Origin of the sequence: Nocardia flavorosea NBRC 108225 (assembly GCF_001613385.1) — a bacterium.
Lineage (GTDB): Bacteria > Actinomycetota > Actinomycetes > Mycobacteriales > Mycobacteriaceae > Nocardia > Nocardia flavorosea.
In genome coordinates, this window is sequence record NZ_BDCG01000012.1 from 142,017 (window position 1) to 161,845 (window position 19,829).

At 66.3% G+C, this 19,829-nt stretch carries 15 protein-coding genes and 2 pseudogenes; 5 read left to right on the forward strand and 12 right to left on the reverse strand.

Annotation, left to right across the window (positions count from 1 at the left end; genetic code table 11):
- Nucleotides 1-5 precede the first annotated feature (5 nt).
- Nucleotides 6-908 (forward strand): NAD(P)-dependent oxidoreductase, encoded by a 903-nt coding sequence (locus NFL01S_RS13635; protein WP_062975843.1) that lies wholly within the window; start codon nucleotides 6-8, stop codon nucleotides 906-908.
- Between the two features lie 410 nt (nucleotides 909-1,318).
- On the opposite strand, the gene NFL01S_RS13640 is transcribed toward NFL01S_RS13635, so the two are convergent.
- The 6 genes from NFL01S_RS13640 to NFL01S_RS13665 form a co-directional block, all read right to left on the reverse strand.
- Nucleotides 1,319-2,302, reverse strand: coding sequence for an ABC transporter ATP-binding protein (locus NFL01S_RS13640; RefSeq protein WP_062975098.1), 984 nt, complete (start codon nucleotides 2,300-2,302; stop codon nucleotides 1,319-1,321).
- Nucleotides 2,292-3,314, reverse strand: a complete 1,023-nt coding sequence (locus NFL01S_RS13645) for an ABC transporter ATP-binding protein (RefSeq protein ID WP_062975100.1) — start codon at nucleotides 3,312-3,314, stop codon at nucleotides 2,292-2,294. Before NFL01S_RS13645 ends, NFL01S_RS13640 begins: the two co-directional genes overlap by 11 nt.
- Before the next feature lie 28 nt (nucleotides 3,315-3,342).
- On the reverse strand, nucleotides 3,343-4,794 hold the full coding sequence (locus NFL01S_RS13650) for an ABC transporter substrate-binding protein (RefSeq protein ID WP_245670678.1): 1,452 nt from the start codon (nucleotides 4,792-4,794) through the stop codon (nucleotides 3,343-3,345).
- A gap of 181 nt (nucleotides 4,795-4,975) precedes the next feature.
- Entirely contained in the window at nucleotides 4,976-6,529 is a 1,554-nt protein-coding gene (locus NFL01S_RS13655; RefSeq protein ID WP_062975104.1) for an ABC transporter substrate-binding protein, read from the reverse strand.
- Nucleotides 6,530-6,582: 53 nt separating this feature from the next.
- A complete protein-coding gene (locus NFL01S_RS13660; protein ID WP_062975106.1) occupies nucleotides 6,583-7,476 on the reverse strand; it encodes an ABC transporter permease in 894 nt (297 codons plus the stop codon).
- Complete coding sequence (locus tag NFL01S_RS13665; RefSeq protein ID WP_062975108.1) at nucleotides 7,473-8,426, reverse strand: ABC transporter permease; 954 nt, start codon at nucleotides 8,424-8,426, stop codon at nucleotides 7,473-7,475. The genes NFL01S_RS13660 and NFL01S_RS13665 overlap by 4 nt, the downstream gene beginning before the upstream one ends.
- Before the next feature lie 462 nt (nucleotides 8,427-8,888).
- On the opposite strand from NFL01S_RS13665, the gene NFL01S_RS13670 reads away from it, so the two are divergent.
- On the forward strand, nucleotides 8,889-9,278 hold the full coding sequence (locus tag NFL01S_RS13670) for an ArsR/SmtB family transcription factor (RefSeq protein WP_062975845.1): 390 nt from the start codon (nucleotides 8,889-8,891) through the stop codon (nucleotides 9,276-9,278).
- A 106-nt stretch (nucleotides 9,279-9,384) separates the two neighbouring features.
- On the opposite strand, the gene NFL01S_RS13675 is transcribed toward NFL01S_RS13670, so the two are convergent.
- From NFL01S_RS13675 to NFL01S_RS13695, 5 genes are all read right to left on the reverse strand, one after another.
- Entirely contained in the window at nucleotides 9,385-10,428 is a 1,044-nt protein-coding gene (locus tag NFL01S_RS13675) for a phosphotransferase family protein (RefSeq protein WP_062975110.1), read from the reverse strand.
- Between the two features lie 162 nt (nucleotides 10,429-10,590).
- Complete coding sequence (locus NFL01S_RS13680) at nucleotides 10,591-11,937, reverse strand: cytochrome P450 (protein WP_062975112.1); 1,347 nt, start codon at nucleotides 11,935-11,937, stop codon at nucleotides 10,591-10,593.
- Between the two features lie 39 nt (nucleotides 11,938-11,976).
- Nucleotides 11,977-13,677, reverse strand: a complete 1,701-nt coding sequence (locus tag NFL01S_RS13685) for a nitric oxide reductase activation protein NorD (protein ID WP_062975114.1) — start codon at nucleotides 13,675-13,677, stop codon at nucleotides 11,977-11,979.
- The gene (locus NFL01S_RS13690; protein ID WP_062975116.1) at nucleotides 13,674-14,510 is read right to left on the reverse strand and encodes a CbbQ/NirQ/NorQ/GpvN family protein; all 837 of its coding nucleotides are present in this window, start codon (nucleotides 14,508-14,510) and stop codon (nucleotides 13,674-13,676) included. Before NFL01S_RS13690 ends, NFL01S_RS13685 begins: the two co-directional genes overlap by 4 nt.
- A 1-nt stretch (nucleotide 14,511) precedes the next feature.
- A complete protein-coding gene (locus NFL01S_RS13695) occupies nucleotides 14,512-15,681 on the reverse strand; it encodes a spirocyclase AveC family protein (protein ID WP_062975118.1) in 1,170 nt (389 codons plus the stop codon).
- Between the two features lie 208 nt (nucleotides 15,682-15,889).
- On the opposite strand from NFL01S_RS13695, the gene NFL01S_RS13700 reads away from it, so the two are divergent.
- The 3 genes and pseudogenes from NFL01S_RS13700 to NFL01S_RS35405 all read left to right on the forward strand — a co-directional run.
- On the forward strand, nucleotides 15,890-16,492 hold the full coding sequence (locus NFL01S_RS13700; protein WP_062975120.1) for a TetR/AcrR family transcriptional regulator: 603 nt from the start codon (nucleotides 15,890-15,892) through the stop codon (nucleotides 16,490-16,492).
- A gap of 85 nt (nucleotides 16,493-16,577) precedes the next feature.
- Nucleotides 16,578-17,693, forward strand: a complete 1,116-nt coding sequence (locus NFL01S_RS13705) for an NAD-dependent epimerase/dehydratase family protein (protein WP_062975122.1) — start codon at nucleotides 16,578-16,580, stop codon at nucleotides 17,691-17,693.
- A 58-nt stretch (nucleotides 17,694-17,751) separates the two neighbouring features.
- Nucleotides 17,752-17,914, forward strand: a pseudogene (locus NFL01S_RS35405) (cytochrome P450); the annotation flags it as partial.
- 219 nt (nucleotides 17,915-18,133) lie between these two features.
- Here NFL01S_RS35405 and NFL01S_RS13715 read toward each other — a convergent pair.
- Nucleotides 18,134-19,728: pseudogene (locus tag NFL01S_RS13715) on the reverse strand (GMC oxidoreductase).
- Between the last annotated feature and the right edge of the window lie 101 nt (nucleotides 19,729-19,829).

Below are 19,829 nucleotides of genomic sequence, written 5' to 3' on the forward strand. Positions count from 1 at the left end.
GCACCGTGGACATCGGCTTGATCGGTTTGGGCAATATGGGGTTCCCGATGGCCGCCCGGCTGCGGGAAACCGGTCACCGGCTCGTAGTGTTCGACGCCCGCGCCGAGTCGATCGACCGCGCGGTCGCGCTCGGCGCCGCCGCCGCGACCTCCCCCGCGGACGTGGCCGACCGCGCCGAGACGGTGCTGACCAGCCTGCCGACACCACAGGCAGCCCTCGAAGTCGCCACCGGCGGCGAGGGCATCATCCACGGTTCCCGGGTCCGCCGGGTCGTCGAACTCTCCACCATCGGCCCGCACACCGCCCGGCAGCTGTCGACACTGCTGGCCGATCGCGGTATCGCCATGCTCGACTGTCCCGTGAGCGGCGGTGTCGCGGGGGCTCGTCACGGCACCCTTGCCCTCATGGCGTCCGGGCCGGCGGACGAATATGCCGCCGCCACGCCACTTCTCGAGACGCTGGGCCGGCCGTATCTCGTGGCCACCGAGCCCGGTGCCGGCCAGACGATGAAGTTGATCAACAATCTGATGGCCGCCGCCACCCTGGCCGTCACAGCCGAAGTGATGGTCATGGGCGTGAAGGCCGGCCTGGACCCCAGCGTCATGATCGATGTACTCAACGCCGGTTCGGGCGCGACCCATGCCAGCCGCGACAAGTTCCCGCGCTCGGTCCTGCCCCGCACCTTCGACTTCGGCTTCGCCACGGGACTGATGACCAAAGACGTCCGGCTCTACCTGGAGGAGGCCGCGAAGCTCGGCACTCCGACCGAACTCGCCGAAACGGTCGCCCGGAGCTGGGAGGCGACCACCGAGTCCGAAGGCCCGGACTCCGACTTCACCAGCATCGTGAAACCGTTCGAGGCGTCCGCCGGTGTGATCGTCGACGGAAGGCACGACCGCCACGCCTAGCTCGTTCCGGCACTACCTCGGCCGAACAGGCGCGTAAGCGGCTACGACTGATCCGGCACACCGTCACCTGCAATCGTGATGCGTGCACGACCCGGCGGCGGACCCCGGCCGCACCGATCCGGACGCGAATCGGTTCGGCCGGAGTCCGGTGCGATAGCGTCGGTCTCACTCCGCGAATTCTCGGCGGACAGCTCTCCGCAGCCGGTCGAGGCCGCGCCGGACTGCGGCGGGAACTCCTCGCGGATCGCTATGGCGGGCCGACGTTTCCTGCACCCTCGGCACAGAGTTCACTACCGCCATAAGCACCGGCGAGCCGGATATCTCCGCGCCGAAGCCGGGCCCGGTGTTTCGGCTGTGGGCGATATCCGCTCTGCTGCGTTATCGGTGACAACGCAGCAGAGAATTCGGCCTCAGGCTTCGCTCAGCGGGAAATGGCAGGCGGCGTACTGCCCCGGCCGGACCTCCCGGACCTCGGGTTCCTCCTCTGTACATCGCTGCTGAGCGTACGGGCAGCGGGTCCGGAAACGGCAGCCTCGTGGCGGCGCGAGTGGTGAGGGAATATCGCCGGCCAGTGCCGGACCCGCGAAGCCCTCCTCGGGGTCGGCGAGCGGTACCGAATCGAGTAACGCCCTCGTGTAGGGATGTGCCGGGTGGTCGTACACCTCGACGGCATCGCCGAATTCGCACACCTTGCCGAGGTACATGACCATGACGTTATCGCTGATCGTGCGCACGACACCGAGGTCGTGACTGATGAACACCACGGTCAGGTCGTATTCGGCCTTGAGCTCGGAAATGAGATTGAGGATCTGCGCCTGCACCGAGACATCCAGCGCGGATACCGGTTCGTCGCAGATCAGCAGCCGGGGACCGACCGCCAGTGCCCGCGCGATCGCGACACGCTGGGCCTGACCGCCGGACAGCTGCCGAGGTAACGAGCCGGCGAGCCGCTCGTCTATCCCGACCTTCGCCAGTACTTCCTCCGACATCGACTCGCGTTCGGCCGTGGGGTTTCCGGCCACGGCCAAGCCCTCGACCACGATTTCGCGGACCGGCCGGCGCGGATTCAGTGAGGCCACCGGATCCTGAAAGATCATCTGCATTTCTCGCCGCAGAGTACGCATGCGGCGGCCGTCGGCCTCGTCGATCTGCTCTCCGGCGAAGGCGATCCGGCCGGAGGTCAGCTTGTCGAGGCGGAGTACGGCGCGGCCGGTCGTGGATTTCCCGCACCCCGATTCCCCGACGATTCCGAGGGTTTCGCCGGGTAGGACGTCGAAGCTGACCGAGGACACCGCCTGAACGGTCCCGCCGTCGGTGTCGTATTCGACCACCAGATCGCGCACACTGAGCAGCGCCGCCTCGTCACGCAGATGCGCGGTTCCGCTACCTGCCATGGGTATCACCACCGGATTCTGAATGGGCTGTTGCAGGTTCGAGAGCGGGATGCGCACACGCCACCAGGTGGTCCGCGGCGATTTCGGTCAACGCGGGACCGGGGTCATCGCGGCACCCATCGGTGACATGACCGCACCGCGGTGCGAACCGGCAGCCGGGCGGTGGTGCCGCCGGATCCGGTAGGCCGCCCTCGATCAGCTGCAGTGGCGCGTACCGCTGGTGCTCGATGGTGGGAGTGGCGCCCATCAGGGCCCGGGTGTATCGGTGGCGAGGGGCGGTGAAGACCTGTCGGGTTGCGCCGTATTCGGCCAGCCGTCCGGCGTACATGACCGAGACCCGGTCGGTGCGTCCGGCGACCACCGACAGGTCGTGGCTGATCAGCATCAGTGACATTCCCCGGTCCCGCTGCACGCGGCGCAGCAGGTCGAGGATCTGCCGCTGGATCGTCACATCCAGTGCGGTGGTCGGTTCGTCGGCGATCAGCAGATCGGGCTCGCAGGCCAGGGCGATGGCGATCATCACTCGCTGCCGCATACCACCGGACATCTCGTGCGGGTAGTTGCGTAGCCGGCGTTCCGGATCCGGGACCCCGACCTCCCGCAGGAGTTCGAGGGCGCGAGTTCGCGCTTCGGAACGCCCGGTGCCCAGATGTTTACGCATGCCCTCGGTGAGCTGGCGCTCGACGCGCACGACCGGATTCAGCGACCGCCCGGGGTCCTGGAAAACCATGGCGATCTGCTTTCCCCAGATGTCGAGCTTCTCCTTCTTCGACAGCGCGAGGATATTCCTGCCCCGGAACATCACCTCCCCGGAGCATCCGGCGCGCGGCGGCAGCAGGCCCATGATCGCCCGGGCCATCACCGACTTTCCGGAGCCCGATTCACCCACCACGCCCAGCGCCTGGGCGCGGTCCACATCGAAGGACACATCGTCCACGGCTCGTACGACACCGCGTGCTGTACTGATATAGGTATGCAGGTTGCGCACCTGCAAATTCGGTTGAGCACTCATAGTTCCAGCTCTCCTCGGGCCCGGCCCGCTATTCGACGATCCACAGCTCCTCCGGCCGGACCGAGCCGGCGCCGTACATGGTGAGGCCGCCGACGTTCTTCCCGGTGGCGGCGCCCGCGACAGTGCGGGTGTAGAAGACGGCGGGCATCAGCTCGATCAACCGTTCCTGAACCGTCCGGTAGGCCGCCGTGCGCTGCTCCACATCCGTCGACGTCCGGCCGGTGTCGAGTGCCGTGTTCAGGGCCTCGTCGTCGATGCCGGCGGTGTTGCGGATCGAGTCCCCGTGGAAGGCTGTCCCCAGTCGCGGTTCGGGATCAGCGAAGAACGCGCCGCCGGTCATCACGTCGAAATCGTGCGTATAACGCAGTTTTATCAGGTCGATGATATCGATGACCCGCACTTCGACGTCGACATTGTCGAACGCACTGAGTTGAGCCTGGACACTTTCCGCCAGCAGCCGGTTCTCCGTCTGCGCGGTGGTGGTGTAAGTGAACTTCACGGGCTTGCCCTCGGCCGCCAGCTCGTCGAACAACCGTTGCGCCGTCGCCGGATCGTGCGTGTGCAGAGGCAGATCCGGCGCATAGTACGGGGAGGATTCGCGGAACAGGGTGGTCGGGAGCTCCCCACTTCCGTTGTAGATGGTCAGGTTGAGCGCGTTCACATCGAGGGCGGCCGCGACGGCCCGGCGGGCCCGGACATCGTCGAACGGCGCGCGCCGCATGTTCAGCGACACGTGCTGGCCGCCGTGCAGCGGCGATACGGCGGTGGGGAAGCTTTGATTCTCCAGCTTTTCGATACTTCCCCAGTTGGAGCTGATGATCACGTCCGAACCACCGCTGATCAGCGTGTTGTAGCCCTGCACGGAGTCGCCGGAGGTGCGCAGATCGATCCGGTCCAGATACGGTTTCGGCGCATCCCAATAGCCCGGGTTCTTGACCAGCTCGATCACATCCTGGCGGGCCCACCGCTGCAGGGTGAACGGGCCCGCACCCACCGGATTGCTGTCAAAGGCCGCGCGCCCGGCCTGCAGCGCCTGCGGTGCGGCGATCCAGTTCATCGAACTTTCCACGATGGTGTAGGCGAAATGCGGTACTGGGTGCCGCATCGTCACCCGCAGCGTGGTCGGGTTCACGACCTCGGTCGCCGCGATCACCGCCGCATCCTCGATATAGGACGACCCGTTTTCCGGGTCGGCGAAACGATCCCAGTTGTACTTCACGGCGGCCGCGTCCAGCGGGGTCCCGTCGGAGAACCGCAGATCCGGACGCAATGTCAAATCGAACGTGGTGCCCCCGTCTCGTGTGGCGAAGCCGGTCGCCATGGTGTATTCGATCTCTCCGCTGTCCGGGTTGTTGACCATCAACGTCCCGTACAGGGCATTGCCCAGCAGTGCGTTGATCACCCACTGGTTGCCCATGGCCACCGGGTCGAGGGTGCGCGGTTCACTGATCTGGAGGATCTGGGCAGTACCGCCGGCCACCGGGTCGCCACCGGGGCCCGTACCGGTACCTGTCCCTGCTCCGGTTCCGCCGCAGGCGGCCAGGACGAGAGCGGTGCAGCACACAGCGATCGAACGAAAGAGCGATGCTCGGAACATCATTGTTCCTCTCGGAGGAGAATCGAGGAGTGAATCGGTCACGGTCTGGATGGATTTGCGGCTGTCAGTTCTCGATCCAGAGTTCCTCCGGTAGCAGAGATCCGTAGCCGTACTGCGCGACACCGCCGACGTTTCTGCGGGCGACGACGCTGGGTTCGTTGCGGACTTGGAAGATCACCGGAACCAGCGCATTCAGTCGTTGCTGCACCCGGCGGTATGCGTCGGTGCGCTGTTCGATCGTCTTCCCGGTCCGGCCGTCCTCGAGTGCCCGGCTCAACTCCGCATCGGCTATCCTGGACAAGTTGCGCTGGGAGTTCCGGTGGAATACCGACCACAACGCCGGTTCCGGATCGGTGAAGTTCGCTGAGCTCGTCGTCATATCGAAGTCGTTTGTCCGGCGCAGTTCCATCACCGCAGTGATATCCGCGATCTCTACCGCGACTTCTATATTGTCGAACGCGCTGAGTTGGGCCTGCACGTTCTCCGCGAGTGCCCTGATCTCCGCGGTGGGGCCACTGGTGAAGGTGAACGAGACCGGCTTCCCCTCGGCCGCCAGCTCATCGAAGAGTCGTTGCGCAGTCTCCCGATCCGGCCGTGGGAGCGGCAGATCCGTGTAGAACGGCGAAGTCTCGCCGAACAGGGTCGCCGGGACCTGGCTTGTACCACGGTAGATGGCGAGGTCGATGGCCTCGAGGTCGATGGCCGCGGCGACCGCTCGACGTGCACGCACATCGTCGAAAGGTGGCCTGCGCGTGTTCATGGTCAGGGTCTGACCGCCGTGCAACGCCACTGTGGCGGTGGGGAATCCGGCCGCGTCCACCTCGGAGAGGCTGGCCGGGTTGGTTTCGATCACCAGATCGGCGCCATCGCTGATCAAGGTATTGATCCGCTGTGTGGTATCGGCGCTGGTACGTAAGGTGATCGCGTCGAGGTGCGGTTTGGGCGCGTCCCAGTACCCGGGATTCTTCACGAGTTCGATGACATCTCCGCGTCCCCAGTGCTTCAGCGTGAACGGGCCGGCCCCGGCCGGATGACTGTCGAACTGTTGTCTGCCTGCGGCGAGCGCGGCGGGTGAAGCGATCCAATTCAGGGAGGTGCCGTAGATCGCTTCGGCGAAGTTCGGCACCGGCTCGGTCATCGTGATGGCCAGCCGGGTGGCATCGACAGCCTCGGTCGAGGCCATCATCGCTGCTTCGTGCAGGTAGGCCGATCCGTTGGCCGGGTCTTTGATGCGGTCCCAGTTGTCTTTCACGGCCGCCGCATTCAGCGGACTACCGTCGGAGAACCGCAGATCCGGTCGCAACCTCAATTCGAACGTGGCACCCCCGTCATGGGTGGTGAGACTCTGCGCCATGGTGAATTCGAGTTCGCCGGTCTCCGGATCGTTGATCAGCAACGTTCCGAACAAGGCATTGCCGAGCACGGCATTGAGCACCCATTGGTTACCCAGCGTGGCCGGATCGAGGCTGCGCGGCTCCGTGATCTGGACGATGCGGGCGGTGCCGCCGGGTACCGGAACGGTGCCGGCCGGCCTTTCGCTACTCGTCGCACCGCATGCTGTCAGCAGCGATACCGGGATCAGCAGGGCGGTGACGAGCAGACAACAGCGTCGGATCATCGTTCGGTACCTCGGCGTAGCAGGGGATTACAGTTCGGGAGGCAAACGGTGCGTCAGTCGCGCATCGTGCGGTCGAATCGGCCGCGTAGATGGTCACCGGCCTGGTTCAACGCGAAGACGGTGCAGAAGATGACTGCGGCGGGCACGAAAACCAGATGCGGTGCGGTGGCAAGGCTGTCCTTGCCGTCGGAGATCATGCCTCCCCAGCTCGGTGTCGGGGGTGGGATGCCGAGCCCGAGAAAGCTCAGCGATCCTTCTGCAACGATGAGCGCCGCCATGACGATCGGGAGATACGCCAGCAACGGTGGCAGCACATTCGGCAGGATTTCCCGGCCCAGGATCCGGCCGTGCCCGGCACCCATGTTCCGGGCGGCGAGCACGAACTCCCGAGCCGTCCACGTCAGCGTGTTCGCGCGGGCGAGCCTGAGGAACGAGGGGATGATGATCAGCGAAAGTCCGGCCATCAGGGTGCCCAGCCCCGGAGCGAAGACCGCGGTCAGCGCCATCAGCAGGATCAGCGGCGGGAACGCCAGCATCGTATCGCTGAGCAACCGGATCCCCGCATCCGTCCGTTTCTGGAAATAGCCGCCCAGCATCCCGATACTCGACCCGAGCGCCGACCCGATGAGAGTCGCGACCGTACCGATCAGCAGCGACACCTGGGCGCCGTACACGCACCGGGACAACATCGACCGCCCCAGATTGTCGGTACCGGCCAGGAGATCGAGCGATCCCAGTTGCGGAGGTTGCCGCGGTGGGCCGACCGGGATCGAATACGACGCCAGGGGCAGCAGGTCGGCGAAGATCGCCGCCGCGATCATCATGAACAACCAGGCGTAGGACAGGTACACCAGTATCGAGCGAGGTGTGCGCACCCGCGGGACTTCCGGTTTCTCCGGCCCCTCGATCCGCTGCTTGTGTTCGATCCGGACTTCGGCTCGGGTCATACCGTGGCCACCTTCCTGACCCGCGGGTCGATCAGCTCGTAGCTCGAGTCGACCAGGATGTTGATGACGACATAGACGACCGCCATGAATGCCACGATGCCCTGCACCATGATCAGGTCCCGGGAGACGATCGAGGAGGCGAGCAACTGGCCGAGTCCGGGTAGCGAGAACAGCGTTTCGACGATCACCGTCCCGCCGATCAAACGCCCGAGATTGATACCCGCCAAAGTGATCAGCGAGAACGACGACGGACGCAGCGCGTGCCGGAACATCACATACCACTCGTTCATCCCTTTGGCGCGGGCCGCCCCGATGAAATCCTCACGCAGAGTGGTCATCAGGTCTGTGCGCAGCAGCCGGTGGAATGCGGCGATCTCCATCAACGACATCGCAATGGCCGGCAGCAGGGCGGACTGCAGGTTCAGCCCGATCCCGTCACCGATACGGTTCCACCCGGCCACCGGGGCCCAGCCCAGCTCCACGGCGAAGAAGTAGATGAGGACCGGGCCGGCGACGAACGCGGGCACCGAGAGGAAGACGGAGGAGAGCGCGGCGGTCCCCCGGTCGACCGGGCTTCCCGGCCGCATCACCGATATCACGGCGAGGAAGACCGCGCTGACCAGTGCGATGACCAGTGACATCGCGGCCAGCTGGAACGTCACCGGCAACCGCTCCGTAATCGCCGTTGTGACCGATTGTCCGGTGAGCGGTGAGGTGCCCAGATCACCCTGGGCGGCATTGGCGATCCAGTTGAGGTATTGCATCCACAGTGGCTCATCGAGGCCGAGTTTGCTGTTCAGCGCCGCAACGGCTTCCGGTGTGGCGGCGTCACCGAGGATGGCCTCCGCGACCGATCCCGGCGCGAAACTCAGCAGCACCACGACTGCCAGGGTGACCAGGAGGACCACCAGCAGACCTCTGCCCAGTCGCCTCACGATGGAAAACATCATCCACCTTCGCCTTTCCGGAGCGCGCGACCGTTCGGCCCGGCACCCCGCAGGGTGCCGGGCGCGCGATTCACGGTCTGATGCGGGCTGACGCGACCTCATGAGAATCCGATTCTTCTCATTGAGATTCATGCTCGCGTATCGGGTAGAATCATATTCTACATAGGGCGGGGTTGTGAGAAAACGGCGAAAGAACTTCGACGCCGCCGGTATCACGGTGAACGGCCACGCCCGGTACGGAGACGAAACGCGGCGAGGGCCGGCGTTCCCCGATCCGAGCCCGGAGCGGGACCGTGAGGCCATACGTTCTTCTCGGCCCCGGGAATCAGCAGCCACGCCCCCTCGGCCGGCGCTCCGTGCGTTGAATCCTCGGTGTAGCGGTCCACCCGAATCCAGAAGGCCCCGCCGCCGTCGAGAGGTCCGGCGTGCACCTCGTCGCCGGTGGACTCGCTAGACTCTATGACCATGGGACATGGGGTCGACGGCCGCGACCGGCCCGCCGCGCGATTGGACGCCGAGTCCGCCGCGCGCGTGGCGACCACACTGCAGGCGCTCGCCACGCCGAGCCGGCTACTGATCCTCACCGAACTCCGCCAGGGTTCGCGCGCGGTCTCCGAACTCGCCGAAGCGGTGGGCATGGAACAGTCGGCGGTATCCCATCAACTTCGGCTGCTACGCAACCTCGGCCTGGTCACCGGCACCCGATCCGGCCGCAGTATCGTCTACGGCCTCTACGACAACCACGTCGCCCAACTCCTCGACGAGGCCATCTACCACAGCGAACACCTCCGCCTCGGCCTGTCCGACCGCGACGAATCCGCCGGCGAAACCCCCTCCACCCAAGCCCTCGCCTGACACAACCGTCGTTCCCGGGCCGCCTCACAGGCAGGGAGGTCACAACGGCCGGCATCACTGCGACAACCCCCGCGGCCGGCCGTCCCGGGAGAGAACTGTGGATCGCTCAGCCGTTCAATACCGCGCGGGCGGATTCGGCGAGCCGGGCGGGCCGCTCCGACAGTTCCGTCATGTCGACATCCTGCTCGCCCATCACTCCGGCGCGGAACCGCGCCGATACCCCCTCCGCGATGGCCGCCAGCCGCCATAGCGCGAAAGCCCGGTAGTAAGGCAGGTCGTCGAGAGACCGGCCGGTAGCGTCGGCGTAACGGGACAGCACCGTGTCGATATCCAGGTAGCCCTCGGCGGGGTCCGGGGCCCAGCCGAACGGCTCGGCCGAGGTCCAGGCAGTGGTGAGCCAGCCGATATCGGCCATGACATCACCGACGGTCCACAGCTCCCAATCCAGAACTGCACGTACATTTCCATCGGTTCCGATCAGCAGGTTTCCCGGCCGGAAGTCGCCGTGGGTGATCCCCGTCCAGCGCTCGCCCGGCATCTGCCGGGCGAGGAGGTCGTGGACCTCCCAGAGGGGCCCGGGACCGACACCACCGACGGTGAGCTGGCGGTGCCAGCGGCGCAGTTGACGTTCCAGATAGCTGCCGGGTCTGCGTAGCTCGGCCAGCGGCCCGTTCGAGGTGTCGACGGCGTGGACGGCGGCGAGCGTATCGATGACACTGCGGGAGACGGCAGCCCGGCTCTCCCGGGGGATCTCGGCGGCGGATTCACCGTCATCGGGGACGATCCCGTCCACATATTCCATGACATAGAAATCTGCGCCCGTCACGGCATGGTCGGTGCAGCACCCGAGAACCGGGGGAACGGGGACCGGGGTCCCCGCGAGGAGGTCGAGAATCCGGTACTCGCGCACGACATCGTGCGCGGAGGCGAGAACGTTCCCGGTGGGCGGCCGGCGAAGCACCCAGCGGGCACCGGACCCGTCGTCGTGGACTCGATAGGTGAGGTTGGACCGGCCGCCGGTGATCAGGTCGAACCTCAGCGGAGGCGCAGCCCCGGGGATATGTTCGGCAAACCACGCGGTGACCCGCTCGATATCGATACCGGCGACCGCGCTCGGGCCGGCCGGTGGGTCGCTGTCGTCGTGAGTCATCGATTTGTATCCCCTCGGATCAAGCCACCGGCGTTCCATCTCCGCCCAGTCTGCTTCATATGAGACGTTTTGCGCTAGTGCCCCATATTACGAATCGGACAGCTTCCCGGGGTATCGGCGAGCACGCGACCCGGCCGGTCGCCCGCCCGGCCGGGGAGGTGATCACGATCCGGCGGTCACGGGCGCGGCCAGCCCCTGTTCATCGATCATCCGTTCCAGAACGACGAGTGTGTCGTCCAGCCCCGGCCCCGAACGGCGGCCCGGGGTGAACGTCGCGGGCAGTTTGCGCATCCCCTGGATCACACCGATGGTGTCGTAGTGCACCGCCCTTTCGGGGTCACAGTGGAAATCCGGAATACGGTCCAGCACTGCGACCAGCATCCGCTTGAACACCGTGCGTGCGAGATTGGACCCGATACAGCGGTAGATACCGAGACCGAAGCTGGTGTGCCGATTACCTTTACGATCCAGCACCACGGTGTCGGGGTCGGGGAACACCGCGGGGTCCCGGTTCGCCATCGCCCAGGACAGCCACAGCCGCTCACCTTCCGCGAAGCGCTGACCGGCGATATCGCAATCCGCGGAGATCGTCCGGCCGTCGCCGGGCGCAGGGGTGAAGTAACGCAGGAATTCTTCGGTCGCCGGGTTCAGCAGGAGATCGCGTTCGCGACCGAGGGTTTCCCGCTCGGCCGGATGCTCGGACAGCCATTCCAGTGAGTGCGCGGTCAGCGCGGTGGTCGTATCGAACCCGCCGCCGATGAGCAGGCCCAGCATGCCGAGCAGATCGATATCCTCGGGCTTCTGACCGTCGATCTCCAGCCGGGCCAGCCCGTCGATCAGTCCGGGCCGCGGGTTCTCGCGGATCTCGTGCAGATTCGCCAGCAGATCGAGGCCCATCGCCATATTCAATTCCTGCACGCGCTCCCGATCCGGTGAATCCGGCGGGGTGTACACCACCGCGTGCGCGGGTTCGTTGTAGACAACCCATTTCGCGAGCGGGATCCCGAGCATGCCGAGCGTGACGACGGCAGGGACGATATTGGCGAGATCGTCGACGAAGTCGATCCGCCCGGACTCGATCTTCTCGTCGAGGCACGCGCGCACCAGTTCATCGATGAAAGGTTCCCACCGGCGGACGGCACTGGGCGACAGATAGGGGTTGAGTACCGCCCGGAACAGCCGATGCTCGGGGTCGTCCATTTCCAGGATGCCGTTACGCATGGGCATCGGGGGTTCGGCGAACGGAATGGTGATACCGAGGTAACCGCGGCGCTCGTTCCTGTAGTCGCGATCGTTGGATACATGCGGGCACCGCGCGAGCTCGAACACTTCGCGGTGGCCCGCGGCGACCCAATGGCCGCCATGGGTTTCGGTCCAGGCCACCGGGCATTTTTCGTGCATCTCCCGAGTGATCGCGGCGAATCTGTGCCGATACTCCGGAGTGTGGCGGTCGAAGTGATACAGCTTGCGTTCCCGGCCGGAGCCGGTCGATGGATGTGCTGTGTCCACTGCTGTTTTCCTTTCGAGCGGCGAGAACTGGTGTGGTGTTCACCTGCCTCGTGGTTTCGGCGCGCTGAGTTCGCGGAGCGCGGCCGAGAACAACTCGTCCATCTGCGGACTCAGGTCGGACAGCGCGGCGGCGCCGGCATACCCGGACGGACCGAAGACACGTTCGAGCATGTCGGGGGTGGTGGCCGCACCGATGGTGAGGCAGAGGCTCGCGATCCCTTCGGCGCGGAGTTCCTCGACCGCCTTGCGGGTATCGGCTTCCGCGTAGCGGCTTTCGTAGCCGTGGTCGTACGGCAGGGCATCGGTGAGGACGAGCAGCAGGCGATACGGGGTGCCCGCTTCGGTTCCGAGAATGCGGCCGGCGCCGCGGATACCGGCACCTAGCCTGGTGTAACCGGATGGCTCGAGGTGCGTGAGCCGCGCCCGCTCGACGGCGCCGAATCGCCGGTCGAAGGTTTTGATCGCCGGGAGGTGGACGGCATGGCGGCTGTCGGAACGGAATGCGTAGACGGCGACACGGTCACCCAGTTCCTCGAGCGTGGCAGCGAGGATGGCGGCCGCACGGCGGTGATGCTCGTGGACGGCGAGGCCTTCGGGGTCGGTATCGGTGGCGGAACCGGACGTGTCGAGCAGGATGAGGACACCGAGATTTCGAGCGAGTTTCCGGGTTTCGGCGTATATGTTCTCCGCAGGTGAGTGGCCCGACCGTATATCGACGACCAAATCGAGCAAGGCGTCGATATCGAGTTCGTCTCCGTCGGGACGCCGGCGTAGCACCTCGGGCCCCAGCGCGACCCGGGCCAGGCGGTGCCGCAGCACGGCGTCGCGCGGGGTGCCGGCGGCGGAGGTATCGGCGTCGGTGGTCAGTGGGAAGTCCAGGACCCGGCACCACTCGGGCCGGTACCGGTTACCGTGGACATCCCATTCCGGGTACCAGGCCCCGCCGACTCCGGTGACGGCGCCGGGTTTTCCGTCGACCACGAACGTGATCGGGGTGGGCAGCGGCCGGGCGTCACCACCGGTCCTACGACCCCGCCGGACCGACCCGGCCCGCATCTGGGCACCGGCATCGCTGTCACCGGAAGCACGAGAGGTGCCGAGCAGCTTCCGCAACAGGTCGGCGAGCTTCGCCGAGCTGACCATGGGGTTTTCGAGCAGTTTCAGGATGCGGCCGGTGCCGTTTCCTTCCGGGTCGTTGTCTTCGTCGTCCTCGGGCTCGGTCTGTTCGGGGAGATCGAATCCCAGCCGCAGATCTTTGTCGGTTGCCCGGGCGCTCGGTCCACTGCCGGATTTCAGTAGTCGGGTGGGCTCGATCACTCCGAACCATTCCGGTGGGTCGGCTATCACCGCTCTCCCTCTGGCGAGATCGAGTGATTCCCCGGCGCCGGTGGTGGCCGCTTCCCCGTCCGCGGCGAGCGCAACGGCGAGCGGAACGTGGCGGGCGAGCTCGGCGAGCCCCCGCCTGCCTTCGAACGCCAGGTAGCGGCGCGCGACATACGGGCGCCCCCGGAGCCTTCTCACCACAGGTGGATCGAGGCTTCCCACCCGGAGCAGTGCGCACTGCACCAGTACTTCACTGCGCTGATAGGCGGCGGGCCGGCCCGCGGAGACAAAGACGGCGGCGCCGTCGGTATATGCGGCCTGGCCCGCCGGGGCCGCCGCAACTGCGACGGCCCGGCCGGCCAGAAAGGTCGCCAGGAGCCGGAACCGTTCCGGACCTTCCGCCCCGGATGCGGTCATGACGACGGCAGGACGGCGTCCGCGAGTTCACCGAGGGCTCGGACGATATCCGGATCGTCGGACAGGGCTCGGATGATCGCCGACCGGACGGCGGCGCGCAGATTCAGCCCACCCGCCACCAGTGCCCCGGCCAGAATCAGCATCCTGGTCGAGGAGGCTTCGCGCAGCGGAGATCCCTCCAGGTTACGTATGGCATCACCCAGCAGCACCAGGGAGTTCGCGATCTCCGGAGCGACCCCGGCCTCCCGCGCCACCACCTCCCGCTCGATATCGGGCGGCGGGAAACCGAGTTCGATCGCGACGAACCGCTGCCGGGTGGACTCCTTGATGTTCTTCAGGACACTCTGATATCCCGGGTTGTAGGAGATCACCAGCTGGAATCCCGGCGCCGCCGGTACCGTGGTGCCGAGCCGGTCGACGGGCAGCTCGCGGCGATGATCGGCGAGCGGATGGATGACCACCGTGGTGTCCTGGCGCGCCTCCACGATCTCGTCCAGGTAGCAGATACCGCCTTCGCGGACGGCGCGGGTCAACGGTCCGTCGACCCATTCCGTTTCGCCGCCTTTGAGCAGGAATCGGCCCACCAGATCCGCGGAGGTCATGTCCTCGTGGCCGGCGACGGTGATCAGCGGGCGGCCGAGTTCGTGCGCCATGGCCTCCACGAAGCGGGTTTTCCCGCAACCGGTGGGGCCCTTCAACAGGACCGGCAGTCCCTGGCAGGCGGCCGCGCGGAATACTTCTGCCTCGTCTCCGACCGCCCGGTAGAACGGTGGTTGCACGCCGGGGCGGCTCACGGCTGTGGCTGTGGCTGTGGCTGTGGCTGTGGTAGGCATATCAGTCCTCCGGCTGGAACGGCACGATCTCCGGAACCTCGACTCCGTCCGGAAGGACGAGTTCACCGTCTTTGTCGATGTACCCGGAGTTGTTGCGTGGCATCGGCAGATCGGGATGAGGGCAGGGCCTGTCCGTCCCGTCACCGCAGATACCACCGGTGAAGTACGAACGCTCCTGGATATCTTCGGGCCAGGGGTCCGCGTGCTGGCCGACCCATTGCGCGGGCAGGTTGTAGAAGACGAAGAAGATCGCGCTCACGGCAGCGAAGATCGCCAGGAAACGCGTGATCTGCTGCCGGACGACACCCCCTCGGACCTGGTCGATCCCACGCTCCACAATTGTTCGCCCGCGATCATCGGTGAAGAACCGCAGACAGGCCAGGCCTGCTTGCACCGCGCCCCACATCAGCCCCTCGTAGACCGGCCATTGGTAGTAGTGGCCGGCGTTGAACGACACCGACTGGATCGCGCCCGGGAAGGTGTAGAGCCCGAGCGGCAGCAGTATCAGGCCTTCCATGACGAAGTCCAGGACGAAGGTGAACGCGAACGTGACGCCGATCAACTGGAGGTTGCTGATCCCGGGCCGGCGCGATTTGACCTTCCGCATGAACCAGCACACGCCGATCGTGATGAGCAGTACGCCCCACGCGTACCCCGGGACGTTCATCAGTAGCGGTTCGGCGACCTGGGCGCCGGGCTCTTCCTGCGATACCCAGCCCGGAACGTAGGGCGCCCACGACCCCCGGTTGAACATCCAGGTGTTGTAAGTGCACCACGTGTTCACGTAGTTCAGGAACGGGTCCTGGAAGAACATCAGGCCCATGGACGCCAGCAGTATGCCGTCCAGGGTGATCCGGCGTTCGCGCCACCACGGCCTGATGATCCACCAGTAGATGGCAATGGGGAATCCGATCAGGACACCGGCCGTCCAGATGCTGAGGATCGTCTTCATGAGGATCGGCGGATCGTTCGGGCCGGTGGGTACCCGCTCGAAGTAGGGGCCGGTGATCCATCTGATCCAGACATACACCTGGAGCGCCAGGATCAGTCCGCCGGCGGTGGCCCAGAGGTAGACCCCCTTGCTCACCGGCCGTTTCCGGGTTCCCAGAGTTTTCGTATCGCCGATGGTTTCGACGATCTCGGGAGATTTCTCGTTCGACAGTTCGCTCATGTAACTGCCCCTTCTGGGTTGCGTTCCGCAGCGCTGACGGGTCGGCTCGCCGCCGGCGGCTCCGCGATGCGCTCGATACCACCGGCGCCCAACGGAAGCCGGCCTTCCGCGGCGGTCTTCCCCGTTCCGGCATCCGGCCCTCCGCCAAGATACCAATAGGTATCTGTAGTCACAATAGGTATCTGAGATCCATGTTAGGATCGAATGCGTGGTCGAGCGTTGGACGAAGGAACGGCGATTGGAACGCACCCGTGCGCTCCTCTTGGATGCCGCCGAGGAAGTGTTCGCCGAGAAGGGTTTCGCGGCAGCCACCCTCGACGACATCGCCCATGCGGCCGGCTACACGAAGGGCGCCATCTACAAACACTTCTCGGTGAAGGAAGAGCTGTTCCTGGCGGTGAGCGACCGATACTGGCGCCGCTACTTCGACAACTTCTCCGAGGTCCTCTCGACCGTCACCGCGGTCGGACCGCGCGAACTCGACCGGGTAGCGGAACGGTGGCGCCGGCTCGGCCGCGACCGCGGCGCCGAACACGCCGCACTGGGGCACGAGTTCAGCCTCTATCTCCTGCGCAATCCGGAGGCCCGGGCGCGCGTAGCGGCCAAAAGACTGGCAGTGGCCGAAGAACTCGCCGCATTCGTCGCCGACAATCTCGAACGCGTCGGGGGCAGCCTGACGATCACTCCCCTGGCCTTCGCCCACGTACTCATCGCCACCAGCGATTCCGTGATACTCGGAAGCCAGCTCGACGATATCGACCTCTACCGGCCGATCCTCGAAATGTATCTATCCGTCGTCAAACTCCCCTGACGCCCCCTCCTCGACGGCTCGCATACGTCCGGCGATTCCCATTGCTGCACAGCCTTTCCCGCGGACCGGCGTGAAAGAAGGCACAATGAGCGCTCCTGTTCTCGTCACCGGCGCATTCGGCCAGGTCGGCAAACGCGTCACCGAACTCCTGCTGTCCAGAGGGCAGGCAGTGGTGGCCACAGACCTGCGCACCGCCACCGCCCTGGCCACCGCGGAAGAACTGGCCGTGGCAAGACCACCGGGCACCCTGCGCACACACTTCGCCGATCTGCTCGACCGCGACGCCGTCGAGACGCTCGTCGTCGACCACCGCCCCGGCACGATCATCCATCTGGCCGCCATGTTCTCCCCGCAGTCCTATCGCAATCCTCGATCGGCCCGGCGGATCAATGTCGGCGGCACCGAAAACCTGGTACACGCCGGTCGGCAGCTACCGGCCGCACCGCTGCTGCTGTTCGCTTCCAGCGCCGCGGTCTACGGTTCCCGTAATCCACATCGGCATCCCGAACGCATCACCGCGGAAACACCGGTGGCTCCGATCGATCAGTACGGCGAGGACAAGGTACTGGCCGAAGGCATCATCACCGGAAGCGGTCTGCCCCATGCGTTCCTGCGACTGGGCGGCGTACTGTCCCCCGATGCGACCGCCGGCATCAACGCCGATCATCTCGTACTCATCCGCGCGACCCCCGGCGACAACAGGTTGCACGGCATCGATGCCCGCGACGCTGCGCTCGCCTTCGCCAATGCCGTCGACCGCCGCGACAGCATCGACGGCAAGGTACTGCTCATCGCCGGTAACGACAGCTATGTCCGCACCCATCGCGATGTCGAGGATTCCATGTTCGACGCCATGGGTATCGGCCGGCTCGGACCGTCGGCAAGCCTGCCCGGCGACCCCGCCGACGACCGCGGGTGGGCGTTCACCGGCTGGTTCGACACCACGGAATCGCACGCGCTGCTGGACTTCCAGCAGCACGATTGGCCGGAGACGGTCGCATGGGTCGCCGCCGCCCAGCCACGTTTTCTGCGCGCCGCCCTCCGGGCAACGGGCCCGCTCCTCCGCCCGGCGATCCGCACCGCCCTGGCCCTGCAGCGGCGGATCGAACACCGCGGCCCCTACGCCGAACCCTGGTCCCTGATCGCCGCCAGATACGGTTCCCAGGCCCTGGCCGGAGGTAGCGGGGAAACCGGCTCCTGACCGGAAGGCCATCGAATTGCCGGGGAGCTCGTCGTTGTGTGACACCTCGGGCAACCGATCCCTCGGCGCACATTTCTGCCTCGGCGCCGCCCTGGCCCGCATCGAAGGGCGTACCGCCCTCGAAGAGGTGCTTCGACGCTTGCCGGAATGGGACGTCGACCGCACCGCCGACGACCTCGACGGTCCGTGGGTGGGACACCATGCCCGCCGTCCTGCCCTGATCCGTGCGCGCACAGTCAGCGGACGCACGGTCGCCCGCAAGGTCGATATCACCCTCGCCGTCCTGCTGTCCGACGACACCAGCTATGTCTCCGGACAGTTCCTCGCCGGCGACGGCGGCATGGTGATCCGCTGACCATCCGCTCCCCTGCACGCCGGGCGCGATGATCAGCACGGTGGTGGCACCGGCGGGCCGGTTCGGTCCCGCACTGCCTGGTGGGTCAGATGAGCGTCCCGACATCCCGGGCGACGAGATTGTCCAGTGCTCGTTCCGCGACCGCGGCAATGGTCATCGACGGATTGCAGGCGGCGGTATTGCCGGGCATCAGCGCCCCGTCGAGAACGTAGAGGCCGCGCTGGCCGTGCACTCGGCCGTCCAGGTCGCAGACCGTACCCATGCTCGCGCCGCCCAGTGGATGCCAGGTGGTGGGGAACAATGCGTTCGTGTCCACCAGCGCACCGCCGGGCCCGGCGATCCGGTGCACAGCCGGCCCGATATATCCGTTCTGGATGGCGCTGTCCCCCTCGCGCGGCCAGTGCAGGACAGCGTCGTCGCGAGCGGTGTCGTAGCGGAACTCCCCGCGGCCTTCACTGACTCCGTAGCCGACCATCATCGTGCTGCGCGGATCCAGCGCCAGCGGCGGTATGGAAGCCTGGACGACAGTGTGGGCGGTATGCGGGTCGGACCAGTTCAGACTGCCGTAGACCACCGGGCCGCCTTGTGGCGCACCGAATCCCGCCGACGGGTCGGACCACATGTAGATGCGGTCGGCGTTGGTGCCCCAGCCTGTACCGAGGCCATCGGGAAGATCAGGGATCAGGCCCTCGGCACCCGCGCGTACGAGCAACCGGGTGGTGTTGAGGCTGCCCGCCGCCAGGATCAACGCACCGGCGGTGAGCACCTTGTGCTCCACCACCGCACCGGTCGTATCGAGACGCTGCACCCGCACGACCCAGCGCCCGTCGGGCGACCGTTCGATATCGGTCACCTCGTGCAAGGTCTCCACCCGCACCAGGCCGGTGGCTTCGGCCGCGGCAAGGTAGGTGACATCGACGGAATGCTTGCCGCCGTTGTTGACCCCCATCGCGCCGTCACCGTTGGTAAAGGAGGGTTTCATCTCACCGCGCAACTCGGCCAGCGCGAAATCCCAGTCGATCGGCATCGGGATCTTCGACAGCGGCATCCCCGCCCGCCGGACCTGGGCGGCGAAAACGCGCGCCGCACGATAGTTCTCGGAAGCAACCAGTTCGTCGGGTGCCTCGGCCAGCCGCAGCATCTTCGCCACCCGCGGATAGTGCAGCCGGTTCATGGTCTGCCAGTCCAGTTCCTCCGGAAAATGGGTGTTGAACACCTCTTCCGACGGTTGCAGTGACATCCCCTGATAGACCAGTGATCCGCCACCCACACCGGCCGCGCACAAGGCGGTCATATTCTCGCCCGGGATGGCCTCCACCAGACCGGTGTAGGGCTCGAACAGCAGCGGCCGGCCGAACAGGTTCGGGCTGGAGCGGCACCACAGCAGTCGTTTATCCGGTGCCGTGGCCCGGGGAAACGTCTCGGAGTTCGGGCCGGTGGGCCAGCGCAGTCCCCGTTCCAGCACCGTCACCGGCACTCCCGCCCGGGCCAGCCGCAGGGCACTGACACCGCCCCCGAACCCGGAGCCGATCACCACCACCCGATGCTCTTCCATGGTCAGCGCCACATTCTTCGACTGGGCCGCGGCCGGGGCCGGTGTCGCGGTCGCATGGGCGCCCAGCAGGGTGGCCCCGTGGCTGCGGCGCCGGTCAACAGCGAACGGCGCGAGATTGCCTTCATCACTCGATCCTTCGGTCTTCATCGTGTCGTCGGAGACGAACTCCACTCGAACAGTCCGCACAGCGCAGGGCGGTACCACGCACCACCGGACGGTGGTGCGC

Excerpts from the sequence above, each read along its gene's own strand:
- NFL01S_RS13705 (WP_062975122.1), top strand. The coding sequence starts at position 16,578 with ATGAGCGCTCCTGTTCTCGTCACCGGCGCATTCGGCCAGGTCGGCAAA.
- NFL01S_RS13665 (WP_062975108.1), bottom strand. The coding sequence starts at position 8,426 with ATGATGTTTTCCATCGTGAGGCGACTGGGCAGAGGTCTGCTGGTGGTC.
- NFL01S_RS13640 (WP_062975098.1), bottom strand. The coding sequence starts at position 2,302 with ATGGCAGGTAGCGGAACCGCGCATCTGCGTGACGAGGCGGCGCTGCTC.
- NFL01S_RS13645 (WP_062975100.1), bottom strand. The coding sequence starts at position 3,314 with ATGAGTGCTCAACCGAATTTGCAGGTGCGCAACCTGCATACCTATATC.
- NFL01S_RS13685 (WP_062975114.1), bottom strand. The coding sequence starts at position 13,677 with ATGACCGCATCCGGGGCGGAAGGTCCGGAACGGTTCCGGCTCCTGGCG.
- NFL01S_RS13695 (WP_062975118.1), bottom strand. The coding sequence starts at position 15,681 with ATGAGCGAACTGTCGAACGAGAAATCTCCCGAGATCGTCGAAACCATC.
- NFL01S_RS13690 (WP_062975116.1), bottom strand. The coding sequence starts at position 14,510 with ATGCCTACCACAGCCACAGCCACAGCCACAGCCACAGCCGTGAGCCGC.
- NFL01S_RS13675 (WP_062975110.1), bottom strand. The coding sequence starts at position 10,428 with ATGACTCACGACGACAGCGACCCACCGGCCGGCCCGAGCGCGGTCGCC.
- NFL01S_RS13660 (WP_062975106.1), bottom strand. The coding sequence starts at position 7,476 with ATGACCCGAGCCGAAGTCCGGATCGAACACAAGCAGCGGATCGAGGGG.
- NFL01S_RS13670 (WP_062975845.1), top strand. The coding sequence starts at position 8,889 with ATGGGACATGGGGTCGACGGCCGCGACCGGCCCGCCGCGCGATTGGAC.
- NFL01S_RS13655 (WP_062975104.1), bottom strand. The coding sequence starts at position 6,529 with ATGATCCGACGCTGTTGTCTGCTCGTCACCGCCCTGCTGATCCCGGTA.